This is a genomic window from bacterium, from assembly GCA_030652805.1.
Lineage (GTDB): Bacteria > JAHJDO01 > JAHJDO01 > JAHJDO01 > JAHJDO01 > JAHJDO01.
In genome coordinates, this window is record JAUSPT010000044.1 from 39382 (window position 1) to 55606 (window position 16225).

At 37.4% G+C, this 16225-nt stretch carries 18 protein-coding genes; 11 read left to right on the forward strand and 7 right to left on the reverse strand.

Annotated features, from left to right (window positions below):
* Window positions 1–10: 10 nt before the first annotated feature.
* Entirely contained in the window at window positions 11–1282 is a 1272-nt protein-coding gene (locus Q7J67_04910) for a transposase (protein MDO9464619.1), read from the forward strand.
* On the opposite strand, the gene Q7J67_04915 is transcribed toward Q7J67_04910, so the two are convergent.
* The 7 genes from Q7J67_04915 to Q7J67_04945 are packed head-to-tail and all read right to left on the reverse strand — an operon-like array spanning window position 1250 to window position 6470.
* Window positions 1250–1567, reverse strand: coding sequence for a hypothetical protein (locus Q7J67_04915; protein ID MDO9464620.1), 318 nt, complete (start codon window positions 1565–1567; stop codon window positions 1250–1252). The two genes, Q7J67_04910 and Q7J67_04915, sit on opposite strands and share 33 nt — an antisense overlap.
* Entirely contained in the window at window positions 1564–2478 is a 915-nt protein-coding gene (locus Q7J67_04920; protein MDO9464621.1) for a class I SAM-dependent methyltransferase, read from the reverse strand. Before Q7J67_04920 ends, Q7J67_04915 begins: the two co-directional genes overlap by 4 nt.
* A gap of 14 nt (window positions 2479–2492) precedes the next feature.
* Entirely contained in the window at window positions 2493–3815 is a 1323-nt protein-coding gene (locus tag Q7J67_04925; protein MDO9464622.1) for an ABC transporter ATP-binding protein, read from the reverse strand.
* On the reverse strand, window positions 3812–4168 hold the full coding sequence (locus Q7J67_04930; GenBank protein MDO9464623.1) for a four helix bundle protein: 357 nt from the start codon (window positions 4166–4168) through the stop codon (window positions 3812–3814). Before Q7J67_04930 ends, Q7J67_04925 begins: the two co-directional genes overlap by 4 nt.
* Window positions 4169–4217: 49 nt before the next feature.
* Window positions 4218–5063: an ABC transporter permease gene (locus Q7J67_04935; GenBank protein ID MDO9464624.1), complete on the reverse strand. Its 846-nt coding sequence runs from the start codon at window positions 5061–5063 to the stop codon at window positions 4218–4220.
* A gap of 2 nt (window positions 5064–5065) precedes the next feature.
* Window positions 5066–5884 carry a nucleotidyl transferase AbiEii/AbiGii toxin family protein gene (locus tag Q7J67_04940; GenBank protein MDO9464625.1) on the reverse strand — a complete coding sequence of 273 codons (819 nt, stop codon included), beginning with the start codon at window positions 5882–5884 and terminating at the stop codon, window positions 5066–5068.
* The gene (locus tag Q7J67_04945) at window positions 5871–6470 is read right to left on the reverse strand and encodes a hypothetical protein (protein MDO9464626.1); all 600 of its coding nucleotides are present in this window, start codon (window positions 6468–6470) and stop codon (window positions 5871–5873) included. The genes Q7J67_04940 and Q7J67_04945 overlap by 14 nt, the downstream gene beginning before the upstream one ends.
* Before the next feature lie 173 nt (window positions 6471–6643).
* Between Q7J67_04945 and Q7J67_04950 the strand changes: the two genes are divergently transcribed.
* The 10 genes from Q7J67_04950 (at window position 6644) to Q7J67_04995 (ending at window position 16059) form a co-directional block, all read left to right on the forward strand.
* On the forward strand, window positions 6644–7396 hold the full coding sequence (locus tag Q7J67_04950; protein ID MDO9464627.1) for a response regulator: 753 nt from the start codon (window positions 6644–6646) through the stop codon (window positions 7394–7396).
* Window positions 7397–7398: 2 nt separating this feature from the next.
* Window positions 7399–8874 carry an ATP-binding protein gene (locus tag Q7J67_04955; GenBank protein ID MDO9464628.1) on the forward strand — a complete coding sequence of 492 codons (1476 nt, stop codon included), beginning with the start codon at window positions 7399–7401 and terminating at the stop codon, window positions 8872–8874.
* On the forward strand, window positions 8867–9247 hold the full coding sequence (locus Q7J67_04960) for a response regulator (GenBank protein ID MDO9464629.1): 381 nt from the start codon (window positions 8867–8869) through the stop codon (window positions 9245–9247). Before Q7J67_04955 ends, Q7J67_04960 begins: the two co-directional genes overlap by 8 nt.
* Window positions 9244–9615: a response regulator gene (locus Q7J67_04965; protein MDO9464630.1), complete on the forward strand. Its 372-nt coding sequence runs from the start codon at window positions 9244–9246 to the stop codon at window positions 9613–9615. The genes Q7J67_04960 and Q7J67_04965 overlap by 4 nt, the downstream gene beginning before the upstream one ends.
* Window positions 9616–9626: 11 nt before the next feature.
* Window positions 9627–11468 carry an ATPase, T2SS/T4P/T4SS family gene (locus tag Q7J67_04970; GenBank protein ID MDO9464631.1) on the forward strand — a complete coding sequence of 614 codons (1842 nt, stop codon included), beginning with the start codon at window positions 9627–9629 and terminating at the stop codon, window positions 11466–11468.
* Between the two features lie 2 nt (window positions 11469–11470).
* The gene (locus tag Q7J67_04975) at window positions 11471–12286 is read left to right on the forward strand and encodes an AAA family ATPase (GenBank protein MDO9464632.1); all 816 of its coding nucleotides are present in this window, start codon (window positions 11471–11473) and stop codon (window positions 12284–12286) included.
* Window positions 12287–12382: 96 nt separating this feature from the next.
* The gene (locus Q7J67_04980) at window positions 12383–13741 is read left to right on the forward strand and encodes a sigma-54 dependent transcriptional regulator (protein MDO9464633.1); all 1359 of its coding nucleotides are present in this window, start codon (window positions 12383–12385) and stop codon (window positions 13739–13741) included.
* Between the two features lie 68 nt (window positions 13742–13809).
* On the forward strand, window positions 13810–14178 hold the full coding sequence (locus Q7J67_04985) for a four helix bundle protein (GenBank protein ID MDO9464634.1): 369 nt from the start codon (window positions 13810–13812) through the stop codon (window positions 14176–14178).
* Between the two features lie 48 nt (window positions 14179–14226).
* The gene (locus tag Q7J67_04990; GenBank protein ID MDO9464635.1) at window positions 14227–15438 is read left to right on the forward strand and encodes a type II secretion system F family protein; all 1212 of its coding nucleotides are present in this window, start codon (window positions 14227–14229) and stop codon (window positions 15436–15438) included.
* A gap of 225 nt (window positions 15439–15663) precedes the next feature.
* On the forward strand, window positions 15664–16059 hold the full coding sequence (locus Q7J67_04995) for a prepilin-type N-terminal cleavage/methylation domain-containing protein (GenBank protein ID MDO9464636.1): 396 nt from the start codon (window positions 15664–15666) through the stop codon (window positions 16057–16059).
* Window positions 16060–16225 lie beyond the last annotated feature (166 nt).

Sequence of the window (16225 nt, forward strand, 5' to 3'; positions counted from 1 at the left end):
GAGGATCTCAATGGAGAATACTAGCAAAACAGCAGGCAAATTAAAAGCGCAGATCAAAATGTTCAGTAACAAGATAGGAAGAGGGCTATCGAAACCGAAGCAAAAGTTTTTGTTTGGAATGATGTATGGAATACAAGCATGCAAGGATATAAAATTATCAAACATTTCCAGAAGTTTGGAAGAAAAAATACGTTTAATAAAGACAGAGAACAGGTTATCCAGACAGATGTCACAGAAAGACCTGACACAAGAAATTAACAAGAAAATAATAGAGGAAGGAGCTTTAAGGATAAGTAATGATACAGTGTTAGCAGTAGATTTGGGAGATATTTCTAAGGAGCATAGTAAAAGTTTAGAATTTTTAGAGAGGGTGAGAGACGGAAGTACAGGAAAGATAAAGAAGGGATATTGGACATGTGAGATAGTAGGAGCGGACATAGACGGAGAAGAATTAATTCCGCTTTACAGCGAACTTTATTCAGCAGGAGCAAAAGGATTCAAAAGCGAAAATGAGCAGATAGAACATGCAGTAGAAGCGGTAAGCAGTGTGCTGAATGGCAGAGGTATATACTGCATAGACAGAGGAGGAGACCGCAAAAAGATAATAAAACCTTTTTTAGAAAATAAAAATAGGTTTGTAATAAGGATGGTTGGAACAAGAGATTTATGGATTGGGGATAAAAAGAGAAGGGCTCTAAGGATAGCGAATAACTGTCACTGCTGGAGAACAAGAGAATTAGTAATCAGAAAAGAAGGAAAACTGGATAGGAGAAAAATATCCATAGGTTCTAAGAAAGTGAAATTAACATTTTGGGATGAGCCGCTATGGATGGTAGTAATAAAAGGGTTTGGAGATAAACCAATGATGCTGCTAACTAATACAAAGCCGATAAGAAGCAAATATGATATGGAATGGATATTGGATACATATTTAACCAGATGGAAATGTGAGGAGAGCTACAGATTCATTAAACAGTCATACAATTTGGAGGACGTCAGAGTTAGAAGTTACATTGCGATAAGGAACACAGTAGCTTTGATTCATGCGATATTTTACTTTGTCAGTATTGAGTTAGGGAAAAAGATAAAACTGAACATATTATTGAGAAAGTTGTATGAGAAAGCGAAAAGATTTTTTGAGATACCAGACTTTAAGCAATACGCCATAGCTGACGGTATATACAAGGTTTTATTCAACTACAAATCTAAAAATTTCGCGAATTCTGACAAAAATAAATGCTCAAATCAGTTATCCTTCGATTTTGCAGTCACTTATGAATAAATTTTTTGGGGAAACTCCAGATCGCATGACTGGGTTGAAATCTACACTCATCATGGTTATACCAACTACATCAGGATTTTTATTCATTATTTTTTGAGTGAAGTCTTGCCAGTTCTTCAACCTGCGTAAATCTATTAGTTCAACATTACTAAAACCTTTGCTATTTGCAAAGGCAGCTATAGAACAAAGACCATGACTTATCCATGTGCTTTCAGTAAGGTCTCCTTTGCCAAAACTGTTAAATCCACACGACGTAATACTTGCATGAACCAGGGCTATTTTCATTGCTTATATTTCCTGAGACAGTTCCGTACAAAGGTAAATACCCGTTCAATTTTTCTTTTGCTCAAAAAACTAATCTTTCTCTCAAGATCGAGAACGTAAGATTTTACATTCTCATAGTCAATAAATTGTTCATTTATCTCCGGAACATCCAGACTCTTTGGTATATAATCTGCAACAGAGGCCTTTATCACAAACTGGCCAACAAGAGCATCGCCTTTTAGGAGATACTCTTCAAACTTCTTAATATTATCTACCCCTATTGTTTTTGCTACGGACTCGATATAGAAGTGTGAGACACCAAGAATTGTACCATCAATAGATTGTGCCCGATAACCACATTCAACAAGTAGTCTCAATATGCTTTCTCTGGTGAAATGCTTCAGATGAGTTCTGTCCAATATCCCTCTTTTCTGATAGTTAAATTTGCCCATTAAAAGAGCTAGTCTTATGGTTACATGTGCTATGTTTGGTACGCTTATTACAATGCTACCATGAGGATGAAGAAATCTCTTTGTCTGTAAAAGTATCCTTTCAGGGTATTTGAGATGTTCCAAAACATCTGCAAATAGAGCCACGTCATATTTCCCATTCAACTGCTCCTTAAGATTGATGGTGTCAATGTCATGGATTATTACATTTTCGCTGAAAGGGATGGCCTTTCTTGCTTCCGCCTCCAAGATATCAATACATGTTACCCTGCATCCTTTATCTTTGAGAATCTTGGTAAAATAACCAGAACCACATCCGAAATCAATAACCCTTTTATCTCTCCCTATCAACGCAACTATCTTTGAATAGTTCCTGTTTTTCTTTGTAAGGTCTATTTTTTTCTGAAGATATTCTTTGCAAGAGTCCATAATAGATTTTCTGTCAGTTCCTTTTTTAACGACAGACGTAATATCCCTATCCAATTAGATTTGGAAAATTAGATTTTGCTTGACTTTTTAACATGATCGCCTGTTATTTTGCAAGGTATATATGCCAAGCCTTCGCTCTTGGCCAATCCACTCTTGGCCAATTCACTCTTGACAATAAAAAAACAGGCCTGCTCAATTTCGTCGTATCTCATAGGAGAAAGCCAATGTCCCATCAGAAAAACCTTTAAGTAATAATTTCCTTCCAAAATATTGAGTTTTTCGTAATGGAATTCCACAGTTGTGCTTTTACCCTTGTTGACATTGAGGGTTAAATCTAATCGATAGGTACTTGCTCCATGAATAAGAATGCCATCTTCTCGGTAAATCTGGCATGCCACTATTGAATTATCAATAGACCTGTTAGCCTTTATTTTTACTCTAACGGTCATGGGGTCGCCACAATCAAAGATGCCTTTTTGATTTCTATCTTCATCACAAGTTGCTACCTCAACTATTTCTAACTTTTTTTTAATTCTCTTTTTTCCTTCTTTGTACAATCTTTCGCCAATTATCTTATCAGTTTTTTCCTGCTTAATATATGCATAGTAATAGTCTAATACCTCATTCGTGTCACCATAGGAAACTATCTTGCCTCGATGTAAGCATACTGCTTCAGAACATAGATTTCTAATCCTTTCTTTATCATGTGAGACAATCACAATGGTTTTTTCTTCTTTTCTGAACTCATCGATCTTCTTTACACATTTATCTTGAAAGTTGAAGTCCCCTACCGCCAGCACTTCATCCACCAACAGAATATCCGGCTCGCAATGGACTGCGATGGCAAAGCCTAGTCTTACAAACATGCCAGATGAATAAAATTTTACCGGTGTGTCAAGAAAATCGCCGATATCTGCAAATGCGACAATCTCATCAAATTTTTCATCAATTTCTTTTTTACCCATTCCAAGAATTGCACCATTGATATAGATATTTTCCCTGCCTGTAAGCATCGGATGAAAACCTGCCCCTACTGCTATAAGAGCGCCAACTCTGCCTCTGACAGTTATTTTGCCTTTATCCGGCCAGAAAATACCATTTAGAAGCTTAAGCAGTGTAGTTTTCCCTGAACCGTTAGGCCCGATAATTCCGAGAGTTTCTCCTTTTTTTACTTCAAAAGAAATATCATTTAATGCCCAGAATTCATCCTTTCGTAATTTCTCAGAGTGCGAACTCAATCCAAGTGTATTCTTTGCGATATCTTTCATACCATAAAGCATGGAGCGTTTTAGGGATTTGCAGTACTTTTTTGAAACATGCTCAACTCTGATGGCTGTATCGGCGGTAACGAGTGATGGGTTATGGGTAATGGGTGATGAGGGATGGGTCATGAGGGTTTTCCTTTTAAGAATTTTATTAAGCCTAAAAGCATTCGTCTTATCTGTTCAACATTTGCAAAAATTTCTTTCTTATCAGATAGATATCCCAATCTTTGAGATAAAAGTAATTGTGTTTCCAATTCTGAAAGGGAACCAAGTGCGATATATAGAAACTGAATAAATTCTTTTGTTGAATTTCTTGCCGCACCCTCAGCAATATTACTTGGAACAGAAACAGATGCCCTTCTAATTTGATTAATCAATGAAAATTTCTCTTCCTGTGGATATTCTCGTGTGATGTTATATACTTCCTCAACTAAACTCATACTACTCTTCCAAACATCTAAATCTTTATGTGTCTTCACACCAATTCCCCTTCACTCATTACTGATCACCGATTACTCATAACTGTTTTTAAATTCTTTCCGCAACTCTTGTCTCTGTCAGATGAAATACAAGCAGGCATGCGACAAAAACAATTACTGATATGATGCTTGATATTATAAATCCTTTCCATTCGGAAATTGTTCCCATCAATACAAGTTCTCTTGGCACTGAAACAAGATAGTATAAAGGGTTATATTTACTAATTGAAGCAAGCATCCCTATTTTGGGTTTTGTATACAAGACAGGAGTTAGAAACATCAGAAATGTTACAAATATTGAAAGAATATTGCCAATATCCCGCATAATTCCATTTAGAAGAGATAGCATAAATCCCAGCCCTAATGTCAATAATATTAACGGAAGCATAAGAAGCGGAACCCATAATGCTGCTATACCTGGTAAAATCCCATACCATGTGAATAAAACACACAGGAGAACTAATTGAACTAAAAACGCTATTATTGACTGAGCCCATGAGGCAATTACAAGAGCTTTCTTGGAGAAATTGATTTTCACTATCATTGAGCCTGCTTTTACAAGCGCGTTTGAGCTATTGATTAATCCTGTAGCGAACAATTGCCAGAAAGCCATACCAAGTATTGCATAGACAGGATAGGGGACACTAATCGCCCCGATTTTGAATATGCCTGCTCTGTTTAATATAATGAATGTTCCGACACTTACGATAGGCACTATCAATGCCCATAGAACGCCAATAAATGACTGCTTGTAAAGGGAGAAAAAATCCCTTTTAAATAGCTGCCATGTAAGCCATCTGTTTTTCTTAAGCTCATAGAATATTTCTTTAAAGATAGAATGGTAACCCTGTTTTAGAGAGTTATCGGGCTGGTAAGTTGTTATAATTTCGTTCATATTTATCCTCTATCTTGGATAGATGCTCTATATTGTTCTATCAGTGGCGGGATTATACTGTGAGCGTTTGCAATTAAATCCGCTTCACTTTCCTCGAAAAGAAAAGGTCTCAATATCTCCGCCTGCTTTTTCAATTCTTCTTTTGATAAACTTTTCACCTTATCTGATATAACTTTTAAAGGATCTTTCTTTATACCCAGAGATCTTAAGATACTTTTACTGATAGGGAATTTATTTGAAAGCATAAATATAATATCATACAGGTGCCTTCCTCTATTCTTTTTGGTAAGCGCGTCTATTTTATCTGCAAATAAAACACTTCTATCTGTGCATATACAGGGATAAAATTCGCCAAAACCTGATATTACTTGGGTTTCATTTTTTATTTCCCATTTTGGGTTATTTGTTTCTACTTTTATTATTATGCCTTTTTTCTTCGAATATTTTGATATAACGCTGTACATTCTTTCTACGTTAGGAAAGATTAGTTTTGAAACATACACATTTCCCCAGTGAGTAAATACTATATGGCTTTCTAATCCTGTTCTTTTGAGTTCTCGCTTTACATTTCCCAAAAGATTCTCAAATTCTTCCTTTGTTATTTTGTTGGCGTTAAAATCCAGATCTTCTGAGAACCTTTTAGTATTGCGAACTAATCTTAAATAGGTTCCTCCTGTAAAATAAAGCTTCTTTCCTGCTTCAGTTCTATAGAGTTCCTTGAGAATGAGGATCTGAAGATATTCTCTTAGAATTCCCCTAATTTTCGTAGGAGGCATTTCTCTGGATTTTGCTTGTTCTATGAGAGAGTCATAAGTAAGCATACTGCTCCTTTAAATTTAGCCCATACAATTTTGCATACTTATTTAGTTTCTTCTTGTTGAGTTGTGAAATCACATCTTTGTCTAATCTTTCATCTTTGAGGTTCAATTTCTTATTGTAGAGATATAAGTAATCAATAAGTGCTTTCTCAGGTTCAGCGATAAGGATATCAAAAGCTCCATGTTTTTCTACATAATATCCTGTGAACTTATCTTGTTTGATTGTTCGGTACATAAAAAGACCGTGTTTATTCTTAAAGGTTCGCGTTGGCTTCGTAGTAATACAAGTTACTGCCATTGAAACTTCTGGAATAATACTGTAATTGGATAAGGCGGTTTCTAATGATACATAAGAGGGGCTGTAGAGTTTATTAGCAACATACATATCAGGAATATTAAAGTCTTTAGGGTATGTAAGTTCGTATAATCCCCTTTTTAAAGGATAAATCCATTCTTTCTTTTTCCATCTAAAAATCATCTTTTTAAGATTGTATTTTTTTTCATCTTGGTAAAACGACAGGATGTCTTCGTATGAAAAAACGTAGTACTTATATTCTTCCAGTGTTTTATATAAGTCTTTAAATTTCATTTCATTAAGTATACTTTTTTGTCTACTTACTGAAATGAATATACCTTAGCTTTTTACGGCTGTCAAGAAAAATCGCAAGTGCGATTTTTCCAAAGGGACTTTGCCCCTTGGAAGTTAGCGAGTGCGAGCGAGTCTATCTTGACACAACTGTTTTATTATGATACATATTGAATATGATTGTTAAAAAGAAACAAATTCTGGTGATAGAGAACACGCCTGATGTAGCTAGATATTTGAAGGAAAAATTAGAAAGCTGGGGATTTGAAGTAACTATAGCTTCATCCGGGAGAGCTGCTTTAAATAAGATATCGGAAACGCTGCCTGCTCTTATTCTGTTGGAGGAGAACATGCCAGGGATGGATGGGATTCACACTCTTCGGTTAATAAGAGATTTAGACGAAGACATTCCTGTAATAATGTTATCTGATTATATTCCTCAGGAATTAGTAGATGAGAAAGAAAATCTCAAAATAGCAGGATTCTCCCCTAAGGGATATGAATTTAATAAATCAGCTATAATGATTCGAGAGGCTCTTCTAAAAAAGGAAAAAACTTCTGAGAAGAAGAAAATTCTGGTGGTAGAAGACGAGCCGGATGTTCGCAAAGCTCTCAAGATACGGCTGGAGGATAACAACTGGGATGTCCTTTTAGCTGCTGATGGAGATGAAGCTTTAAAAGAAATCCGAAAGTCTCGCATTGATCTCATTATTTTGGATATTATGCTTCCTAAAATGAATGGTTATAAAATATGCCGCCTTATCAAATTTGATGCCAAGTACAAACATATACCGGTAATAATGCTGACAGTGAGAGCAGAGAAAGAAGATAAAATATCGGGCATGGAGGCTGGAGCAGAAGAGTATATAACCAAACCCTATTCTTCCGAACTATTAATAGGTAAGATAAGAAAATATTTAGAAGAGTAAATTTGAAGATATTTAAAGAACTTTCCTCTGATGCCCTTCTCCAGAAAATAGATGCGATTATAGATGAAGGGATTATAGTTGCTGATAAAAATTATAATTTCATATTTCTCAACCCATCAGCTAGAAGAATACTAGAAATAGGACCTAAAGAGAACTTATCCAGGAAACTCCAGGAAGAGATATTTGTTCCTTTATTTCGCGAATTGAACGAACCCGGGAAAAAGACAATAAACAAAGAACTTAAAATATTTTTGCCATTAAAAGAAAGGGAAAAGGTCATAAAAACAGCGCTTGCGCCAATAGACGAAAAAGATATGAATTCAGGATTTATAATTTCCGTTTTTGACGTAAGCTCCCAGAAGGAGAGGGAGAAGTTCCAGTCAGAGCTGATATCCCATGTCTCTCATGAGTTACGTACTCCTCTGACCACTATCAAAGAGTTCATCTCTATTCTTCTGGATGGTTTAGCAGGCGAGTTGAATCCTACCCAGAAAGATTATTTAGGTATAACTCATAACAATATAAATAGATTAGGCAGGATCATCTCAACTCTTCTTGATGTTTCTCGGTTAGAAGCAGGAAAAGTTAAACTTAATTTGGAAATCGCCAGTATAAAGAGACTCATTAAGCAGACTGTTTACTTCCTAAAGCCCCATGCAGACAAGGAAAATATCTCTTTAGCTGCAGTTTCTTTTCCCGCCTATTTCCCATACGCTTACATAGATGTGGATAGAATAACGCAGGTTTTAACTAATTTAATAGAGAACGCAATCAAACATACTCCGCCTGGCGGGAAAATTAAGGTAAAGGCCAAAAAAGATAAAGAATGTATTAAGGTTTCTGTTATTGATAATGGCGAGGGCATTCCTCCTGAAGATACAGAAAGAATTTTTACCACTTTCTATCAGATTGGTATAGAACCGGGCCCTGGAGCTAAAGGATTAGGATTAGGTTTGCCTATATGTAAAGAAATTATTAAGCTGCATCGCGGCGAAATCTGGGTAGAAAGCAGGAAAGGCAAAGGTTCTGATTTTAGTTTTACCGTTCCGTGTTATAAAATGAAGGGATTAAGTGAATATGTAGAAGATAATGTTAATTTTTCCCGGGTAATTGGAAGAGAATTTAGCATTCTACGTATAGAAGTAGAAAACATTCACGGCATAGAAAAGAAACTGGGGAAAGAGGGAATTATAATCAAAAGAATCAAAAAGAGTCTTGAAGAAAAACTACGCAAGGCTGTTGATTACGGGCCTCTGCAAAAAGGCAGTAGTTTATTCATTGGACTGCCCAACAGTAATGTGAAACAATCTTCTGCTTTAGCTGAGAGACTGGTAAAAGAGTTAAAAGCTGTGCAGTTCCCCATCCCTCTTTCTTTAATAATAGGAATTGCAACCTATCCGGCTGATGGCGGCACAGCGGAAGAATTGATTAAAAGCTGCATGAGCACCAGTAAGGAGAAAAAATTTAAAATTGGCTAAAAAGATATTAGTAGTGGATGATGAAGTGGAGTTAACCAAAGCTATGACGATCAGGTTAACTGCAGCAGGTTATGAGGTGAGCATTGCTCATGATGGAGAGGAAGCTTTAAAAAAAGCCCGCCAGGAGAAACCTGATCTTATTATTTTGGACTTGATGTTACCCAAAATAGATGGGTATAAGGTGTGCCGTCTTCTTAAATTTGACCAGAAGTATAGAGAGATACCTATAATAATGGTTACTGCCAGGGTTGAGGAAGATGATAAGAGATTGGGCATGGAGACAGGCACTGATGAATATATTACAAAACCATTTGACTGGTCAGACCTTTTGGAAAAAATAACTAAATTCATACCATGTGAGGAGAAAGAATGAATGAGAAAATTCTGATAGTAGAAGACGAAGAAGACCTGAGAAAAGCCCTGGAGATCAGACTAAAGCAGCATAATTTCAGAGTAATTATGAGTAAAGATGGTGAAGATGGTCTGAAGAAGGCTAAAGAGGAATTTCCCGACCTGATTATTCTGGATGTCGTTCTACCAAAAATGAGCGGTTTTGAAGCTTGCCATCGCTTAAAAGCTGACCCTGAATATAAACATATTCCTGTCCTAATGCTCAGTATCAAATCATCAGAGGATGCAGTGAAAAAAGGATATGAGAATGGCACTGACGAATATATTACAAAACCATTTGATTGGCCTTTTCTTTTTGAAAAAATCAAAAGTCTCCTTTCCAAAAAATGAGGTGAATGAAAATGGACCAAGAAAATCTGGGACAGAGTCTTCTCTCTAAAGGGCTAATTTCCGAAGAACAACTGGATGAGGCTTTATCAAGAGCAAAGAGGGGCAGACTATCCCTGTCTCAAGTATTGATAGAGATGGGATTTGTTACCAAGGAAGAAGCGTATAGTATTATAGCTGAAGAAATAGATGTTCCTTATGTGGACATGTCCAATTATATTGTGGACCCGAAGGTTATTAATCTGATAGATGGAGAAGATGCTACTCAGCACCTGATTTATCCCCTGTTCAAAATAGAAAATACTCTGACTATAGCTATGGCAGACCCTACGAATCTGGCGGCTATAGATAAAGTGAGAATGAAAACTAATCTGGAAATAGAAGCCTGCCTGGCTACAGAAGACGACATACGTGAAGCTATAAGAGGGAGTTATGAAAAAGGTGATGCAGCTCTTGCCCTTATAGAGGATGTGGAGGAGCTCATTAAAATTAGCCCGGAATCCTTAACCGAGGTTGCAACTAGTACTCCAGTGAGTAAGTTAGTAGATATTATTCTAACTCAAGCTGCAAGAGATGGAGCCAGTGACATTCATATTGAACCTGATGAAGATTCTTTAAGAATTCGTTTCCGAATAGATGGTATACTCTATGAAGTTCCCTCTCCGCCAAAACATCTGGAACTGGCTATTATCTCTCGGCTAAAAGTTCTGTCAAACTTAGATATTGCTACCACCCGTATCCCGCAGGATGGTCATTTTAAAAAGAGACTTGAAGGCAAAGAAATTGATTGCCGAATCTCCACTGTCCCTACCATTTATGGAGAGAATTTAGTTATTAGAGTCTTAAATCCAGCTACTGCTTTACTCGGGCTGGACGAACTTGGTTTTTCTCCTGAAATGCTGACTAGATTTGAAGAGATAATATCCCAGCCATGGGGTACTGTTTTGGTTACAGGCCCAACCGGCTCCGGCAAGACTACCACATTATATGCGGCTTTGAACAGAATTAATACCGTGGAGAAAAACATTGTTACTATTGAGGACCCTGTAGAATACCGGCTCGGTCTCATTCGTCAGATTCAGGCAAATCCAAAAGCAGGTCTTACTTTTGTCAATGGTCTGCGATCTATAGTACGGCAGGACCCTGATGTTATTATGATTGGAGAGATCAGAGACCATGAAACAGCAGACATTGCTTCTCAAGCCGCTCTTACCGGGCACTTGGTCTTTTCCACACTTCATACTAATGACGCTCCAGGGGCAGTAATTCGATTGGTTAACATGGGGATAGAGCCTTTCTTAATCGCCGGGTCTGTGATTGGAGTGGTAGCTCAACGTTTAGTTCGGAGAATATGTTCCAGATGCAAGGAGTCCTACAAACCAAGCAGAGTTCTTCTGCGCAGATTAGGATTAGAAGAAAATAAATCATACCTTTTCCATCGAGGAAGAGGATGTAAAGAATGTAAAGAGACAGGATATAAAGGAAGAGCCGGTCTATTTGAACTACTAAGAGTAAGTGATGAAATAAGAGAGTTAATAATTAAGGGAATATCGTCTACTGCTATTAGGAAAAAAGCGGAAAAAGAGGGAATGAAACCGTTAAGAGAAGATGGAATAAGTAAGATTTTGCAGGGTGTTACTACTATAGAAGAAGTTACCCGGGTTACTCAGATGACTGCTGATATGATGGCGCCTATGGAGGTCAGCCAGGAAGAAAAGGTGGAAGCAAAGAAAGAGGAAATAAAAGAAAGAAAGATAATAACAGAAGAAAAAGCTCCATCTGCAAATTGGGGAAGAGCTTTAAACCTGAACGAATATGAGAATAAGATAACCTCCTGGATTGCAAAGGAAAGGTAAAGATGTATGAAAAATACTGGAAAGTAGAGGAGAAGCCTTTTAAAAACACTCCTGATCCCAGATATCTGTATTATTCCCCCCAGCACGAAGATGCTTTAATGAAACTCTCATACGCAGTGACTGGAGACATGGGTGGAGCCGTAATGACGGGTGTATTCGGCTGTGGAAAGACTATTGTTGGTAAGTCGTTGATGCAGCAGCTGGGTGTGGAAAGGTATAATTTTGCATTTATAGATAATCCCATGCTCAGCTTCCCTGATCTTCTGCGCTCTATAGTAAGAAACCTAAATTCTTCTAAGCTGCCTGATAAAAAAACTGAGCTCTTGGTAGACTCACTTCTGGAAATTCTGGAGGGTGTCCTGATAGACAACGACAGGGACGGAAAGAAGACTATAATAATCGTAGATGAAGCGCATATTATAGATGACCCAAAGGTGTTTGAAGAGTTGAGACTCTTACTCAATTTTCAGACTGAAGGAAAATTTCTCCTGACTCTGCTTCTATTCGGACAGCCAGAACTTAAAAACAAGATATATAATATTAAACAGTTAGAACAAAGAATGCCTATAAAATGTCATCTGGACAAATTAGAGACAAAAGAGATTTCAGCGTATATGACACACAGGCTCAAAGTTGCCGGGAGAGAAGAACCTATTTTTACTCCTGAGGCAATATCAGTAATTCAGGAACATTCAGGTGGTATTCCCAGAAGAATCAATCATATATGTGACCTTTCTATGCTTGTCGGCTTCGGGAAAAAAGCGGACGAAATAAGCGGGCAATTAGTTCAGCAGGTGATAAAGGATTTTGGGATATAAAAACGTAAAAGTAAAAAGTAAAAGCTTAAAAGAGAGGTAAAAGATAAGGGAATTTTTTTCTTTTGACTTTTGCACTTTAACTTTTGAGGTATAAAGATGGCGGTCGCAAAAATTTTAGTTGTAGACGATGAATCAGATATCATCCGCGCTGTTAATATAAGACTTGAGAACCTGGGTTATGAAGTAGACACTGCTAACTCAGGTTTTACAGCTCTGGAGAAAATAGCTTTAAATAAATATGATGTCGTTCTTTTGGATTTAGCAATGCCTATCATAGACGGCGTAGAAACTTTTAAGAGAATAAAAAATATTGATGAAAAACTACCTGTGATATTTATGACCGCTTACGGAGACAGCAAATTAGCAGAGATAGCTAAAAAATGGGAGCCATCCGGGTATATTACCAAACCTTTTGATAAAGAAAAGCTGCAGGACTGTATAGAAAGAGCTTTGATATCTAGAGGTTTCCCTTCCACTCCCCTAAGAAAGCATATCCAGCAGAAATATGGATTCAGAGAGATTATAGGAAAATCTTCAAGTATACGACAAACATTTAAATCCATTGAAAAAGTTAAAGATAATGATGTTACTGTCCTTATTCATGGCGAATCAGGCACAGGCAAGGAACTGGTTGCCAGGGCTATTCACTTCAATGGCGTCCGTAAAGAGGGCCCTTTTATCTCTATAAACTGTTCAGCTATACCAGAGACTTTGCTGGAATCAGAGCTTTTTGGTTTTGAAAAAGGTTCTTTTACCGATGCTAAAATGCGCAAATTGGGTAAATTTGAGCTGGCGCATAAAGGCTCTCTATTCCTGGATGAGATTGGAGAAATGTCCGCATCTCTGCAGGTAAAAATATTAAGGGTCATGGAAGAGAAAGAGTTTATGAGAATAGGAGGCAGGAAAAAAATAAATGTGGATGTGCGAATTATAGCCGCTACCAATAAAGACCTGGACAAAGAGGTTCAAAACGGAAATTTCAGGGAAGATTTATACTACCGGATAAATGTTTTTCCAATATATCTTCATCCTTTAAGAGAAAGAAAAGAAGACATACCTCTGCTTATTCAACACATTGTGGACAGGCTTAATAGTTATAATCACCATAAAATTAAACACATTCTTCCTGAGACTGTGCAGCTGCTTACCCATTATAACTGGAGGGGAAATGTCAGAGAACTGGAGAATGTTATTGAAAGGGCTATGATTCTCTCTGACGGCGATACATTAAAACCGGAATATCTCCCCGCTTGTATAAATATAAGAAAAGAAAATATTTCTTCCCTTTACTTAAATTTGTCGGATGCGGACATACCTTCCCTGGAAGAGATAGAGAAAGAAGCGATTTCTAAAATTCTGTCTCTGACTAAAGGGAATATTTCTCAAGCAGCCGAGAAACTTAAAATTGGCAGGACAACATTTTATCGAAAAGTCAAAAAATATGGAATAATGTGAAATGTGAAAAGTAAAAGCTTGAAAGAAAGTAAAAGCTTAAAACTTAAAAGTAAAAAGAAGAGGACAAAGTGGAGAAATTGCGGACTAAAACTAGCCTAAGAGAACGAGCTTATCAGTATTCTTTAAAAATAATTAAATTAGTTGATAACTTACCTAAACAACACTCTGCTCAAGTCATAGGGGCGCAGCTATTAAGATCGGCAACTTCTATAGGAGCTAACATCACTGAAGCCCAAGCTGGAAGCTCTAGAAAAGATTTTGCGAATTTTTATAGCTACTCTTTAAAATCAGCCAATGAGACTAAATATTGGCTTGGATTATTAAAAGATTCTAAAAAAGTAACAGAAAATGTAATAGCGCCTTTATTACAGGAGGTCTGTGAGATAGCAAATATTCTGGGAGCAAGCATCCTAACTTTAAAAAAAAGGAAACTTTAAGAACTTGAATTCTTTTAACTTTTTAACTTTAACTTCTAACTTTTAAATATGCCGACTTATCAATACAGAGCCAGGAATAAAGAAGGTGAGATTGTCACGGGCAGATTAGACACAGATAGTGAGCCTCAGGTTATAGCTCAACTGGAAGCCCTGGGAAATCTTCCTATTACAGTATCCCTTGTTAAGAAAAAAGAAGGACCAAAATTCAAATTTTCATTAGGAGGAAAGATAAAGGGAAAAACTCTGGTGGTCTTTACTCGGCAGCTTGCCACTATGATTCGCGCTGGAGTGCCTATTATTGCGAGTCTTAACACCTTGATAGCAGAATCGGAAAATGAAAAATTTAAAGAGATCTTAAGAGAAATAAATATGGCTATTCAGGAAGGGAGCCCTTTTTCAAGAGCTCTTTCCCTGCATCCAAAGGTTTTTACCAAGCTGTATATAAGCACAGTCCTCTCAGGGGAGGCAGGGGGCACCTTAGACGTGTCCCTTAACAGACTGGCTGCCTTACTGGAGCATGAGAGCGAAATCCAGGCAAATATAAAAGCAGCTACCAGATATCCTATTATAGTAATAGTCGGAATAACTATAGCATTCTTTGTTCTGGTTACTACGGTTGTCCCTAAGTTTGCAAGTGTTTTCGCAGCTTCTAAAGTAGCACTCCCATTGCCTACCAGGATTTTGATAGGTATAGATTATGGCATCCGCCACTATTGGTTCTATATTGTCCCGTCTATTCTCTTTTTGGCATTCGGCCTCTGGAAATATATCCAGACAGAACGAGGGAGGTATCAGTGGGACTGGATCAAGCTTAAACTTCCTATATTCGGTCCCCTTTCCACCAAGACTGCTGCGTCCAGATTCGCCCAGACGCTGGCTACCTTAAACAGGTCTGGACTGCCTATCCTTAAAACTCTGGATATAGTAGGAACAACTGTGGGAAATGTTGTTATAGCTGAAGAAATAAATAAGTTAAGCGCCTCAGTTACGGAAGGAAAAGGACTTGCTGAGCCGCTTCTAGAAGGCAAGTTTTTTCCGCCTCTTGTTTCTCATATGGTAGCTATAGGCGAGCGGTCCGGGCATCTTGACGAAATGCTGGATTCTCTCCAGCAGCACTACGACCAGGAGATTAACTCTATGGTTAAAAACTTAACCACTCTGATTGAGCCCATACTCACTGTTGCTCTTGGTGTCATAGTTTTGTTTATAGCTATGGGAATATTTTTACCTATGTGGAATTTGGCGAGCGCTGTGAAATGAGGAGGATAGAAAAATGGGCTGTATCATATTAGAACAGGTTCTTATTTTTACTGTTTCAGATAGGAATAGAAGATAAAACACCTGATTCATAGATAGGTTTGCGGAAAAGGAATTGGCTAAATTGGCACGTATTTTGCTTCTAATATAATCAGGGTGCGAAATGCAAAAAAGGCTTGACGTAATAAAAGTTGATGTGATAGCATCCTAAAAGAGGAGGTGAGAAACATGTTAAAAAAAATGCTTAAAGTGGACAAAGGATTTACACTGATTGAGCTTGTCATGGTAATCGTGATCATCGGAATACTGGCAGCGGTAGCTGTTCCTAAATATATCGCTTTGCAGACAGATGCTAAGAATGCTTCTGAGAAGGGAACAGTTGGAGGTGTAAGAGCGGGAATCAGTATCTGGCATGCTAGAAATCTAATAGACGGAGGATCGGACGCAGCTTCATGGCCGGATGTCTTGGATTATGCAGGGACAACTGCTAATACGACTGATCCGTTTTTTGTCTCAGTATTAGATACACCAATCACTACAGGGTGGACCAGAACTACTAATACTTATACAGGACCTAACGGTATTGCATATACTTACAACACTTCAGACGGGTCTTTTAAGTAATGCCTGAGATGTAATGATTCAGACAAACAAGAGTTCTGCAAAATGGAGAATTAAAGGAAAAAGAAAAAGAGATAGAGAATAAAAAAAGGCAGAAACATACATCAAAGGTAGAAAAAAGAATGTTAAAGAGATTTTCAGAAGGAATTAGACGATTTAAGACATAGTT